Genomic DNA, 13,100 nt, shown 5'->3' on the forward strand with positions numbered 1-13,100 from the left:
CGGCGGGGCGCTGCTCGAAGCCCGCTGGGTGCGGGACAGGCCTCAGGCGTCCCGGAAGCGTTCCCACAGCCGGGGGAAGCGTACCGCCAGCACGGCTTCGTCTTCGAAGTCCAGCGGGGCTCCCCCCGGCTCCGCCGGTTGCACCGCGATGCCCAGGTCCGGTGCCACCGTGCCGGTCAACTGCTCGTAGGCCTCGTCGGCGGCGTATCCGAGTTCCTCGCCGTCACCGTCGACCTCCTCGTCGAACTCCCCCAGCAGATCGGCCAGGTTGTCTGGTTCGTGGACCCCGCCCTCGAAGACCTCCCGGCCCTGGCCGATCAGCCAGCACCGGAAGTAATCGAAGGCGTCGTCACTGGCCCCGTCGAGCAGTACCCAGGCCGCGCCCCACAGCTCCCAGGTGTACGCGCGGTTGTAGCGGGCCTCGAAGTGCCGGGCGAAATCCAGCACGGAGTCCGGATCGAGTCCCAGCAGCCGCTCCACCAGCAGGTCGGCCTGCTCCTCGGGGTCGCCCGCAGCGGCCTCTCGGGTGCCGTCGACGATCTCCCAGAACTCCGTTTCGTCCATCACGCGTCAAGCATCGGCGCTGGACCGGGCCTACGCCACCGCGGAAACCAGCACGAGCGGATGGCCGAAAGTCGGTGCGAGCGGCAGTCCGCGTGCGAGGGTCACCGCAATCCGCGGTGAACCAGCCGCATGCACGGAGGGAACGACCGACATGACTCCGAAACCGTTGAACGGGAGGATCGCTCTGGTGGCGGGGGCCACCAGGGGCGCCGGCCGCGCGATCGCCGTGCAGCTCGGCTCAGCCGGGGCCACCGTGTACGTCACCGGCCGCACCACCCGGGAGCGGGCCAGCGAGGTGGGACGGAAGACCGAAACCATCGAGCAGACAGCGGAACTGGTCACCGCAGCAGGCGGAGAAGGCGTGCCTCTCCCCGCCGACCACCTCGACCCCGCCCAGGTGGGCGCCGTCATCGCCCGTATCGATGCCGATCACGGGCGGCTCGACCTTCTGGTCAACGACCTCTGGGGCGGCGAGCACCTGGTGGTGTTCGGCAAGCGGATGTGGGAGACCGGCCTGGAGCAGGGCTTGCGGATGCTCGACCTCGGAGTGCGCAGCCACATCATCACCAGCCACCACGCCCTGCCGCTGCTGGTCCGTCACCCCGGCGGACTCATCGTCGAGGTCACCGACGGTACCGCCGAGACCAACCGCCGCTTCCGCGAGAACTTCTACTACGACCTCGCCAAGAACGCTCCGATCCGCATGGCCCACAACCTCGCCCATGACTTGGAGGGCACCGGCTGCACCGCCGTCGCGGTCACTCCCGGCTGGCTCCGCTCGGAACAGATGCTCGCCGCGCTCGCGGTCACGGAGGAGAACTGGCGCGAGGCCGTCGACCGCGTTCCGGGGTTCGCGGTCTCGGAGTCCCCCACCTATCTGGGGCGGGGGATCGCCGCGCTGGCCGCCGACTCCCGGGTGGCCCGGTGGAACGGGCGCTCACTGTCCAGTGCCCAGCTCGCGCGGACGTACGGCTTCACCGATGTGGACGGCAGCCGTCCGGACGCGTGGGCCTACATCGAGGAGGTCGTGCACGGGGGCGCCGCCCGCAGCGCCGAGGACTACCGCTGAAGCGGGCGCCCCGCCGCGGGCAGTGCCACGGGCGGGCGGCGCCCCGGTTGGGGTGCCGCCCGCCCAATATGACCCTCGGCCTGCCTACAGGCCGTAGCGCTCCCGCGCCTCCTTCACGGCCGAGGCCGGTACTTCACCGCGGCGCGCGAGCTGCGCCAGGGTCGCAACGGCGATCGACTCGGCATCGACCCCGAAGTGGCGGCGGGCGCCCTGACGGGTGTCCGACAGGCCGAAACCGTCAGTGCCGAGCGAGCTGTAGTCCTGCGGTACCCACTGGCTGATCTGGTCGGGGACCTGACGCATCCAGTCGGACACGGCCAGAACCGGGCCGGGGGCGCCTTCCAGTACGCGGGTCACGTACGGGACCCGCTCCTCACCGCGCAACAGGGCCTCGTCACACTCCAACGCCTCCCGGCGGAGCTCGCCCCAGGAGGTGGCGGACCACACGTCAGCTGCCACACCCCAGTCGGCGGCCAACAGACGCTGTGCCTCCAGCGCCCAGTGGATGGCCGTGCCGGACGCCACGAGTTGGGCCTTCGGAGCTTCGGCGGCCGGAGCAACCTCCAGGTCGGTTGCCTGGTTGAAGCGGTACAAGCCCTTGATGATGCCCTCTTCGACGCCCTCGGGCATCGCCGGTTGCACCTTCGGCTCGTTGTAGACCGTCAGGTAGTAGAAGACGTCCGAGTCCTCGCCCGGGGCGCTCTCGCCGTACATCCGGCGCAGACCCTCCTTGACGATCACCGCGATCTCATAGGCGAAGGCGGGGTCGTAGTTCAGCGAGGCCGGGTTGGTGGACGCGATCAGGTGCGAGTGGCCGTCCGCGTGCTGCAGGCCCTCCCCGGTCAGGGTGGTGCGGCCAGCGGTGGCGCCCACGATGAAGCCCTTGCCGAGCTGGTCGGCCAGCTGCCACATCTGGTCGCCGGTCCGCTGCCAGCCGAACATCGAGTAGAAGATGTAGAAGGGGATCATCGTCTCGCCGTGCGTCGCGTACGACGTGGCCGCGGCGATGAAGTCCGCCATGGCACCGGCTTCGGTGATCCCCTCGTTGAGGATCTGGCCGTCCTTGGCTTCCTTGTAGTACATCAGCTGGTCGCGGTCGACCGGCTCGTACGTCTGGCCCAGCGGGGAGTAGATTCCGGCCGAGGGGAAGAGCGACTCCATGCCGAAGGTGCGAGCCTCGTCAGGGACGATCGGAACCCAGCGCTTGCCGGTCTCCTTGTCCCGCATCAGATCCTTCACCAGGCGGACGAAGGCCATGGTGGTGGCCATCTCCTGCTTGCCGCTGCCCTTCAGCAGGGGAGCGAAGGAGCGGTCCGCCGGAGCCGGCAGCGCCACCTGGTGCACCCTGCGGGCCGGCGCCGGGCCGCCGAGGGCGGCGCGCCGCTCCTGGAGGTAGCGGACCTCGGGGGAGTCCGCGCCGGGGTGGCCGTAGGGCACGAGGCCGTCGGCGAAGGCGCTGTCCGGGATCGGCAGTCCGAGCAGGTCCCGCATGCCCTTGAACTCGTCCGTGGTCAGCTTCTTCATCTGGTGGTTGGCGTTCTTGGACTCGAACCCAGCACCCAGGGTGTAGCCCTTGACGGTCTGCGCCAGGATCACGGTCGGCGCGCCCTTGTGCGAGAGGGCAGCCTGATAGGCCGCGTAGACCTTGCGGGCCTCGTGGCCACCGCGCGAGGTGTGGAAGCACTCGGAGATCTTCGCGTCCGACAGGACACCGGCCAGCTGCACCAGCTCGGCGCTGGCGCCGAAGAAGTGCTGGCGGATGTACGCCACGTCGCGCGTCGCGTAGGTCTGGAACTGGGCGTCGGGAACCTCACGCAGTCGCCGGACCAACGCGCCGGTGGTGTCGAGTGGGAACAGCTCGTCCCAGGCCGACCCCCACAGGGACTTGATCACGTTCCAGCCGGCGCCACGGAACTGGGCCTCCAGCTCCTGCACGATCTTGAAGTTGGCGCGGACCGGACCGTCGAGGCGCTGCAGGTTGCAGTTCACCACGAAAGTGAGGTTGTCGAGCTGCTCACGGGCGGCCAGAGCGAGGGCGGCGGTCGACTCGGGCTCGTCCATCTCGCCGTCGCCGAGGAAGGCCCACACGTGCGAGGCGGAGGTGTCCTTGATGCCGCGGCCGTTGAGGTAGCGGTTGAACCGCGCCTGGTAGATCGCGGACAGCGGGCCCAGGCCCATGGACACGGTGGGGAACTCCCACAGCCAGGGCAGGCGGCGCGGGTGCGGGTAGGACGGCAGGCCGTTGCCCCCCGACTCCTGCCGGAAGTGGTCGAGCTGCTGCTCGCTGATCCGGCCGTCGAGGAAGGCGCGGGCGTAGATGCCGGGGGAGGCGTGGCCCTGGATGTAGAGCTGGTCGCCCGAGCCGTCCCCCTCCTTGCCGCGGAAGAAGTGCTGGAATCCGGTCTCGTAGAGCCAGGCTGCGGAGGCGAAGGTGGCGATGTGGCCGCCGACGCCGAAGCGGGAGCCGCGGGTCACCATGGCCGCCGCGTTCCAGCGGTTCCAGGCGGTGATCTTCGATTCCAACTCCAGGTCACCGGGGAACTCCGGTTCCGCGGCGGTGGGGATGGTGTTGACGTAGTCCGTCTCCAGCAGCTTGGGCAGGGCCAGGCCGGCCGCCTCCGCGTGTTGGAGCGTACGGCGCATCAGGTACTGGGCGCGATGCGGGCCGGCGGCCTGGGTGACGGCATCGAGGGAGGCCGCCCATTCGGCGGTCTCCTCGGTGTCACGGTCCGGGAGCTGGTCGAGCTCGCTCGGAAGCTTTGCTACGGGGTCGGACATCGGTGTGCGCCGCCTTCCGGACTTGGGAGGGGGGTGAAGAAGAATCCCTGACGGGCAGGACAGGGCGTGCGGGCCTGGTTGTGGCCCGTCGGAAACTGTAAGCGTCTGATCGATGATCGATCAAAGAAAACCCTCGAAAAAATGCCCTATCCATCGAAATTGGCATTCCGTGCCGCGCGATCGGGCACGGAGTGCCAGGGTAAATCAGGGCAAGTCGGGCGCCGGGGCGCAGCCGAGGACATGCTGCTTCACCATCAGGGCGATATCCGGATCCCGCCGCCGGAACGCCTCGACCAAAGCCTCGTGCTCCTGCGCGTACTGCTTCTGCACCGTCCCCAGCCATCGGATCGACAAAGCGGTGAACACCTCGATGCCGAGGCTCTCCCAGGTATGCAGCAGCACGCTGTTGCCTGCCGCCCGCACCAATTCCCGGTGGAAGGCCACTGTGTGCCGCACCTGCGCGGTGCCGTCCGAGGCGCGGTCAGCCTCCCGCAACGCGGCCACGTGCGGTTCAAACAGGGCATCCAGCCGGGACGGGTCGGCCGCCAGGACCGGCGCCGCCAACTCGGCCGCGATCTGCTCCAGGCCGGCCCGCACCGGGTAGATCTCCTCCAGGTCGGCCGCCGAGAGATTGCGCACCCGCACCCCCTTGTTCGGGGCGGACTCGATCAGCCGCAGGGTCTCCAGCTCGCGCAGCGCCTCGCGCACCGGGGTCTGGCTGACCTCAAGCTCCACGGCGATCCGGCGCTCGACGATCCGCTCGCCCGGCTTCCAACGCCCGCTGACGATCCCCTCCACGATGTGCTCGCGGATCTGCTCGCGCAGCGAATGCACGACGGGTGGGGTGATCATCGGCGATTCATCTCCTGTGGGTCACGCCTGGCCGGTGGTTCATCGAGTGGAGCTGACAACCCTTAGACAATACGGCGGCGCCCCCGCCCGGAAGTGCTCCGGGCGGGGGCGCCGCCGGTGAGGCTGGTAACAAGCGGCCCCGCAGGGCAGCTTGTTACCGGTTCGGGCGCTTCCCGCCGATCAGGTGGGGAGCACCCGAACGGGGCTCAGAGACCGAGCTCGACCTCGAACTCGCCCGCCTCCAAGATCGCCTTGACCGCCGACAGGTAGCGGGCGGCGTCCGCGCCGTCCACCAGGCGGTGGTCGTAGGAGAGCGAGAGGTAGGTCATGTCGCGGACGCCGATGACGGTGCCCTCGGCGGTCTCGATGACCGCCGGACGCTTGACCGTGGCGCCGATGCCCATGATCGCGACCTGGTTCGGCGGCACGATGACCGTGTCGAACAGCGCACCGCGCGAACCGGTGTTGCTGATCGTGAAGGTCGCACCGGACAGCTCGTCCGGGGTGATCTTGTTGCCCCGGACCTTGCTCGCCAGGTCGGCGGTGGCCTTGGAGATGCCCGCCAGGTTCAGGTCACCCGCGCCCTTGATGACCGGGGTCATCAGGCCCTTCTCGGAGTCCACGGCGATGCCGATGTTCTCCGAGTCGAAGTAGGTGATGGTGCCCTCGTCCTCGTTGATCCGGGCGTTGACGACCGGGTGGGCCTTCAGCGCCTGGGCAGCGGCCTTGACGAAGAACGGCATCGGGGAGAGCTTGACGCCCTCGCGGGCCAGGAACGAGTCCTTGGCCTGCCCGCGCAGCTTCATGATCTTGGTGATGTCCACCTCGACCACCGTGGTCAGCTGCGCCTGCGAGTGCAGGGCCTTCATCATGTTGTCGCCGATGACCTTGCGCATGCGGGTCATCTTTACCGTCTGACCACGCAGCGGGGAGGGCTCCAGGGCCGGAGCCTTGGCAGCCACCGGGGCGGCGACGGCGGGGGCGGCGGCAGCGGCTGCCTTCGCCGCCTCCGCGGCGGCCAGCACGTCCTGCTTGCGGATGCGACCGCCGACGCCGGTGCCCTGGACCTGCGCCAGGTTCACGCCGGACTCCGAGGCCAGCTTGCGGACCAGCGGGGTCACGTACGCGCCCTCGTCAGCGCCGGCCACGGGAGCCGGAGCGGCAACAGGTGCCGGCGCGGCCACGGGGGCGGGGGCCGGTGCGGCCGGAGCTGCGGGCGCCGGGGCGGCCACGGGGGCGGGCGCCGGGGCCGGAGCTGCGGGAGCCGGAGCCGGGGTGGCTACGGGGGCCGGGGCGGCGGGAGCCGGAGCCGCTGCGGGAGCCGCGCCCGCCGCCCCGATGACGGCCAGACGGGCGCCGACCTCGGCGGTCTCGTCTTCGCCGACCACGATCTCCAGCAGGGTGCCGGCTACCGGGGCCGGGATCTCGGTGTCCACCTTGTCGGTGGACACCTCCAGGAGCGGTTCGTCGGCTTCGACGCTTTCGCCGACCTGCTTCAGCCATCGGGTGACGGTGCCCTCGGTGACGGACTCACCGAGCGCGGGAAGGACGACGTCGGTGCCCACGGCTCCGCCGGCCGGAGCCGCTGCCGGCTGCTCGGGGGCGGGGGCCGGGGCGGGGGCCTCGGCAGCCGGAGCCGGGGCGGCGGGCGCCTCGGCGGCGGCAGGCTCGGCCGCCGGGGCCGCGACAGGGGCGCCGCTGCCGTCGTCGATGATGGCCAGCTCGGCGCCGACCTCGACGGTCTCGTCCTCGGCGACCTTGATGGAGGCGAGGATGCCCGAAGCCGGGGCCGGGATCTCGGTGTCTACCTTGTCGGTGGAGACCTCGAGCAGCGGCTCGTCAGCCTCGACGCGCTCTCCCTCGGCCTTCAGCCAGCGGGTGACAGTGCCCTCGGTCACGCTCTCTCCGAGCGCCGGAAGGGTTACGGAAACCGCCATGGTTTCAGTTGCTCCTAACGAATGTGCGGAAGTGGTCGTCGCGCCCGTGACTGCTAGTCGTGGGAGTGCAGCGGCTTGCCGGCCAGGGCCAGGTGGGCCTCGCCGAGCGCCTCGCTCTGGGTCGGGTGCGCGTGGATGAGCTGCGCGACCTCGGCCGGCAGAGCCTCCCAGTTGTAGATCAGCTGGGCCTCGCCGACCTGCTCGCCCATCCGGTCACCGACCATGTGGACGCCGACGACGGCACCGTCCTTGACCTGGACCAGCTTGATTTCGCCGGCGGTCTTGAGGATCTTGCTCTTGCCGTTGCCGGCGAGGTTGTACTTCAGGGCCACGACCTTGTCCGCACCGTAGATCTCCTTGGCCTTGGCCTCGGTGATGCCCACGGAGGCGACCTCGGGGTGGCAGTACGTCACCCGCGGCACGCCGTCGTAGTCGATCGGGACGGTCTTGAGGCCGGCCAGACGCTCCGCCACCAAGATGCCCTCGGCGAATCCGACGTGCGCCAGCTGGAGGGTCGGGACGAGGTCGCCGACGGCCGAGATGGTGGGCACGTTGGTCTGCATGTACTCATCGACCAACACGTAGCCGCGGTCCATCGCGACGCCCTGCTCCTCGTAGCCAAGGCCCTGGGAGACCGGGCCTCGGCCGATGGCGACCAGCAGCACCTCGGCCTCGAAGGTCTTGCCGTCGGCGAGGGTGACCCGCACACCGTTCTCGGTGTACTCGGCCTTCTCGAAGAAGGTGCCCAGGTTGAACTTGATCCCGCGCTTGCGGAAGGCGCGCTCCAGCAGCTTGGAGCTGTTCTCGTCCTCGACCGGGACGAGGTGCTTGAGTCCCTCGACGACCGTGACGTCGGTGCCGAAGGACTTCCACGCGGAGGCGAACTCGACGCCGATGACGCCGCCGCCCAGGATGATCGCGGACTCCGGGACGCGGTCGAGGACCAGCGCGTGGTCCGAGGAGATGATGCGGTTGCCGTCGATCTCCAGGCCCGGCAGCGACTTCGGCACGGAACCGGTCGCGAGCAGGACGTGGCGGCCCTGGACGCGCTGGCCGTTCACGTCGACCGAGGTGGGGGAGGACAGGCGGCCCTCGCCCTCGATGTAGGTCACCTTGCGGGAGGCGACCAGGCCCTGCAGGCCCTTGTACAGTCCCGCGATCACGTCGTCCTTGTACTTGTGGACGCCCGCGATGTCGATGCCCTCGAAGGCGGCCTTCACGCCGAACTGCCCGGCCTCGCGGGCCTGGTCGGCGATCTCACCGGCGTGCAGCAGAGCCTTCGTGGGGATGCAGCCGTTGTGCAGGCAGGTGCCGCCGAGCTTGTTCTTCTCGATCAGGGCGACGTCCAGACCCAGCTGAGAGGCGCGCAGCGCCGCGGCGTAACCGCCACTGCCACCGCCGAGGATCACTAGGTCGAAAACGGTGCTGGCGTCGTTCGCCACGTCACGTCCTCCATGCATGTGCGCCGGGCGCCGGTCCTCAGTGACCGGGCGGCGGCTGGTATTCGGCCGCTTTTCTTCGGCCCTGTGGTGGGGGCCCTGTCCTGCCGAGAACCCATCTTCGCACTTGTCGGTCGGACAGGGGACGCCGGGCCGGTGTGTGAGACGTCCGATCCGCCGCATCCGACGGTTACCAGTGCGTAAGAACGTGTGGATTTCGTCGACAGTGAACGAACAAATACCGCGGTCCCGGGCATTCCCGCCCGGAACCGCGGTGACCGGGCAATGACCCGGAGTGGCGCGACTAACCGAGGTCGCCGATGGCGGTGCGCTCCGCGAGCCGCACCAGGGTGCGTACGGCGGAGCCGGTGCCGCCCTTGGGGGTGTGGCCGAAGGGGGCGCCCTCGTTGAAGGCCGGGCCCGCGATGTCGAGGTGGGCCCACGTGATGCCCTCCCCGACGAACTCCTGCAGGAAGAGGCCGGCCACCAGGCCGCCGCCCATCCGCTCACCCATGTTGGCGATGTCGGCGGTGGGCGACTCCATGCCCTTGCGCAGGTCGGCGGGCAGCGGCATCGGCCACGAGGGCTCGCCGACCTCCTCGGCGATCTCGTGCAAGGAGGTACGGAAGGCGTCGTCGTTGGCCATGATCCCGAAGGTGCGGTTACCCAGGGCCAGCACCATGGCGCCGGTCAGGGTCGCTACGTCGACGATCGCGTCCGGGGACTCCTCGGAGGCCTTGGTGAGCGCGTCCGCCAGGACGAGGCGGCCCTCGGCGTCGGTGTTGAGGACCTCGACGGTCTTGCCGCTGTACATCCGCAGCACGTCGCCGGGGCGGGTGGCGGAGCCGGAGGGCATGTTCTCGGCGAGCGCGAGCCAGCCCGTGACGTTGACCTCCAGGCCCAGACGGGCGGCGGCGATGACAGCCGAGAAGACGGCGGCGGCGCCGCTCATGTCGCACTTCATCGTCTCGTTGTGGCCGGCGGGCTTCAGGGAGATGCCGCCCGAGTCGTAGGTGATGCCCTTGCCCACGAAGGCCAGCGTCTTGCTCGCCTTCGGGTGGGTGTAGGCCAGGCGGACCAGCCGCGGCGGGGCCTCCGAGCCCTTGCCGACACCCAGGATGCCGCCGAAGCCGCCCTTGGTCAGGGCCTTCTCATCAAGCACCTGGACCTTGACGCCGTTCTCCTTGGCCGCGGCCGTGGCGACAGCGGCGAAGGCCTCCGGAGTGAGGTCGTTGGGCGGGGTGTTGATCAGGTCGCGGCAGACGTTGATCTCGGCGGCCACGATCCGGGCGCGCTCAGCGGCTGCCTTGTGCTCCTTGTCCCGCGGCTTGGCCCCGAGGAGAGCGACCTCGCCCACGGGCTGCTTGCCGTTGCCGTTCTTGCCGGAAGCCTTCTTCTCGCCGCCCTGGTAGGCGGTGAAGGCGTAGGCGCCCAGCAGGGCGCCTTCGGCGACGGCCGTCAGGGCGGAGGCGTCCTCGACGGGCAGGGCGAAGCCGGCCTTCCTGGTACCGCTCAGCGCGCGGGCCGCGACACCGGCGGCGCGGCGCAGCGCGTCCTCGTCGTAGGACTCGTCCTTGTCCGGAACCTGGCCGAGGCCGACCGCGACGACCACCGGGACCTTGAGGCCGGACGGGGCCGGCAGCTTGGTCAGCTCGCCGTCCGCGCCGCTGGCGCCCAGGGCTTCGAGGACGGTGGCGAGCTTGCCTTCGAACGCCTTGTCCACGGCCTCCGCGCCGGGGGCGACGACGGGGCCCTTGGCACCCTTCGCCACTCCGACGACGAGGGCGTCGGCGCGCAGCGTCGCGGCGCCGGCAGTGCTGAGAGTCAGAGCAGTCACGGTGGTGAAGTCTCGCTTCCGTTTGGGTGTGGAGGGGCTGTGGTCACGTCGGGATCGGCCGGCCGTGCCCCGCGATCGTATTCCGGCCCGACAGTCGCCCGAAAAGAGCCTACGCGTAGGTGCACTCCCGCACGTCATTCGAAGGTTTAGCAAGTTGTTCGATCCAGACGGGATGTCCTTCACCCATCTGTGGCTTCTGTACCAGGTTTGCCGTCCGGTCATAAACCCGTTCGCCACAGTGGTTCCACCACTCGCAGGGAGCCATCGGGGCCCCGCTGCGCGCATCCAAGCACCGCATGCACCCGGGCACCGCCATGCCCGAAAGCGTGCCGAGGGGGGAAGGACGAGCATGGTTCACAGGCTCAAAAGGGTTCAACGGAAGCGGATGAGCGGGGCGGCAGCCGCCTGCGCGGCCGTCGTACTGGCCGCGGTGGCCCTGCCGGCCACCGGAGCCGCGGCGGCCGTCACCCCGAGGATCGACCTCAAAGTCCTCGTCGTCGACGACGGTAGCGGCGCCGTCAACGCGGTCACCGCGGAACTGCGTGACACCGGAGTGCCGTACACCACGGTGACCCTCGGCGAGGGCGGTCGGCCGACCATCGACGCCGCGTTCCTCAGCGACACCGTGGGCGGTCGCCCCCGCGCCCGGTACCAGGGCGTCGTGCTGCCCAACGAGAACCCCTTCGGCGGCGGTAGCGCCGAACTCGACGCGCTCGTCGCCTACGAGAAGGCCTTCGGCATCCCACAGGTCGACGCATACACCTGGGCGCACCCCGGAGTGGGCCTGGAGTACACCGACAACGGCGGCTACGCGGGGGTCCTGGACGGCACGGAAGCCGCCGTCACCTCTGCCGGGCAGAGCGGCCCCTTCGGCTACCTCGACGGTCCCGTGGTCTTCGAAGACAACTCGACGCTCATCCCCGAGAGCTACGGGTTCATCGGTAAGCCTCGCGAGGGCTACACCAGTTACCTGGACGCACCGGTACCCGGCGGTGGCCGCGCCAGCCTGATCGGCGAGTACGCCCACGACGGTCGCCGCGAACTCGTCGTGACCTTCGCCGCCAACGAGCACCAGCGGCAGTTCCGGCTGGTGGCCAGGGGCATCGTGGAATGGCTCACCGAGGGCGTCCACCTCGGGCAGAGCCGCAACTACTTCTCGGTGCACGTGGACGACGTGTTCGCCCCCGACGCCCGCTGGAACAAGGAGCTCAACTGCACCCCGGGAGACTTCGACTGCCCGGGAGGCGAATCAACCGGTGACACCATCCGGATGACGGCGGCGGATGCCCAGTACGCCGCCGCCTGGCAGGCGGCCACCGGCTTCACCATGGACATGGTCTTCAACGCCGGAGCCGGCGAGGAATGGAAGGCCGAGAACGGTGGGGCCGACCAACTGACCGCCCGACTCCTCGCCGACCGCGCCAAGTACCGCTGGATCAACCACACCTACACCCACCCCTTCCTCGGCTGTCTCCAGGACACCTCCACGGTCCCCTGGACCTGCGAGAAGGACGCCGGCGGTGCCACGCGCTGGACGAGCCGCTCCGAGATCTCCGCACAGATCCGCGACAACCACGAATGGGCGCTGTCCAAGGGTCTGCCCGTCGACCGCGGCGAACTGGTCACCGGCGAACACTCCGGCCTCGCAACCCTGCCGCAGCAGCCGCAGGACAACCCCAACCTCGCCGGAGCCCTCGCCGACACCGGCGTGAAGTGGATCGCCAGCGACAACTCCCGTGAGCCCGAGCAGCGTCCCGTCGGTGCCGCCCGTACCGTCCCGCGGCACCCGATGAACGTGTACTACAACACGGGCACCAAGGCCGAGATGGCCGATGAGTACAACTGGATCTACGCCAGCAGCGCGGACGGCGGCAGCGGCGTCTGCGAGACCAATCCCGCCTCCACCTGCCTGGCCGCCCCCTTGGATCCGGCCACCGGCTACGACGAGTACATCGTTCCCCAGGAGGTGCGGATCGCCCTGCGGCACGTCCTGGCCAACGACCCGCGACCGCACTACGTGCACCAGTCCAACCTCGCCGAGGACCGCATCCTGTACCCGGTGCTCGACGGCATCCTCGCCGACTACCGCTCCCTGTACGCCGACAACACCCCGCTCGTCACCCCGCGCCACCGCGAGGTCGGCACTGAACTCCAGCGCCGGGCGGCCTGGAACCAGGCGTTGGAGGACGGACGGGTCACCGCGTACCGCATCGGCTCCACGGTGACCGTGCGGGCGCCGGGCGGGGTCGACGCCCCCATCAGCGCCCCCGAAGGCACCCGCAAGCAACTGCTGCTCGGCACCAGTGTCTTCGGCGCCGCATACGCCGGTCAGCGCTCCGACTGGACCGGGCCGGAACTGCTCCAGTCCGCCATCACCCTCCGCCTGCCCAGCTGACCCGCGGCCGACCCACCGTCGGCGTCCGAGCCACGGGCGCCGGCCCCTTCCCACGTCCTGATGCGGGACTGTGTCCATGCCGCGTCGCCGACGGCCCGGGCCGGGCTCTGGTCCTCGACCACGCCGCGCACGGTCAGCCCCCGGAGCACGAGCACTCGGTCCTCAGGCTCGGGCGCAGTGGTCGGCCCGTACGAGTGGTCACGCCCGCGGGTCGGCGATCCGGGCGCGG

General features: G+C 70.0%; 8 protein-coding genes. 2 read left to right on the top strand and 6 right to left on the bottom strand.

The genetic code is table 11. The annotated features are described in order from the left end of the window. Positions 1-42: 42 nt before the first annotated feature. Positions 43-564 (bottom strand): DUF4240 domain-containing protein, encoded by a 522-nt coding sequence (locus tag ACFYMC_RS18745; protein ID WP_388526350.1) that lies wholly within the window; start codon positions 562-564, stop codon positions 43-45. A 151-nt stretch (positions 565-715) separates the two neighbouring features. Here ACFYMC_RS18745 and ACFYMC_RS18750 point away from each other — a divergent pair, with 151 nt between their 5' ends. Beyond that, positions 716-1,633, top strand: a complete 918-nt coding sequence (locus ACFYMC_RS18750) for an SDR family oxidoreductase (RefSeq protein WP_388526189.1) — start codon at positions 716-718, stop codon at positions 1,631-1,633. Positions 1,634-1,717: 84 nt separating this feature from the next. Here the strand turns inward: ACFYMC_RS18750 and aceE are convergent, their stop codons facing one another. The 5 genes from aceE to ACFYMC_RS18775 all read right to left on the bottom strand — a co-directional run bounded on the left by aceE (position 1,718) and on the right by ACFYMC_RS18775 (position 10,476). Further along, positions 1,718-4,411, bottom strand: coding sequence for a pyruvate dehydrogenase (acetyl-transferring), homodimeric type (gene aceE, locus ACFYMC_RS18755; protein ID WP_388526192.1), 2,694 nt, complete (start codon positions 4,409-4,411; stop codon positions 1,718-1,720). Between the two features lie 204 nt (positions 4,412-4,615). Further along, positions 4,616-5,260, bottom strand: coding sequence for a GntR family transcriptional regulator (locus ACFYMC_RS18760; protein WP_388526353.1), 645 nt, complete (start codon positions 5,258-5,260; stop codon positions 4,616-4,618). A gap of 209 nt (positions 5,261-5,469) precedes the next feature. After that, positions 5,470-7,200, bottom strand: coding sequence for a 2-oxoglutarate dehydrogenase, E2 component, dihydrolipoamide succinyltransferase (gene sucB / locus ACFYMC_RS18765; protein WP_388526195.1), 1,731 nt, complete (start codon positions 7,198-7,200; stop codon positions 5,470-5,472). Positions 7,201-7,253: 53 nt separating this feature from the next. Further along, the gene (gene lpdA / locus ACFYMC_RS18770) at positions 7,254-8,642 is read right to left on the bottom strand and encodes a dihydrolipoyl dehydrogenase (protein ID WP_388526198.1); all 1,389 of its coding nucleotides are present in this window, start codon (positions 8,640-8,642) and stop codon (positions 7,254-7,256) included. Between the two features lie 301 nt (positions 8,643-8,943). Further along, positions 8,944-10,476 (bottom strand): leucyl aminopeptidase, encoded by a 1,533-nt coding sequence (locus ACFYMC_RS18775; protein ID WP_388526201.1) that lies wholly within the window; start codon positions 10,474-10,476, stop codon positions 8,944-8,946. Positions 10,477-10,861: 385 nt separating this feature from the next. Here ACFYMC_RS18775 and ACFYMC_RS18780 point away from each other — a divergent pair, with 385 nt between their 5' ends. Then, positions 10,862-12,871, top strand: coding sequence for a hypothetical protein (locus ACFYMC_RS18780; protein WP_388526204.1), 2,010 nt, complete (start codon positions 10,862-10,864; stop codon positions 12,869-12,871). Positions 12,872-13,100 lie beyond the last annotated feature (229 nt).

It is taken from the genome of Streptomyces sp. NPDC006879 (assembly GCF_042869595.1).
Lineage (GTDB): Bacteria > Actinomycetota > Actinomycetes > Streptomycetales > Streptomycetaceae > Streptomyces.

Bases quoted from the DNA above. Each gene is read 5' to 3' on its own strand.
- ACFYMC_RS18750 (WP_388526189.1), top strand. From the start codon at position 716: ATGACTCCGAAACCGTTGAACGGGAGGATCGCTCTGGTGGCGGGGGCC.
- sucB (WP_388526195.1), bottom strand. From the start codon at position 7,200: ATGGCGGTTTCCGTAACCCTTCCGGCGCTCGGAGAGAGCGTGACCGAG.
- ACFYMC_RS18780 (WP_388526204.1), top strand. From the start codon at position 10,862: ATGAGCGGGGCGGCAGCCGCCTGCGCGGCCGTCGTACTGGCCGCGGTG.
- aceE (WP_388526192.1), bottom strand. From the start codon at position 4,411: ATGTCCGACCCCGTAGCAAAGCTTCCGAGCGAGCTCGACCAGCTCCCG.
- ACFYMC_RS18745 (WP_388526350.1), bottom strand. From the start codon at position 564: ATGGACGAAACGGAGTTCTGGGAGATCGTCGACGGCACCCGAGAGGCC.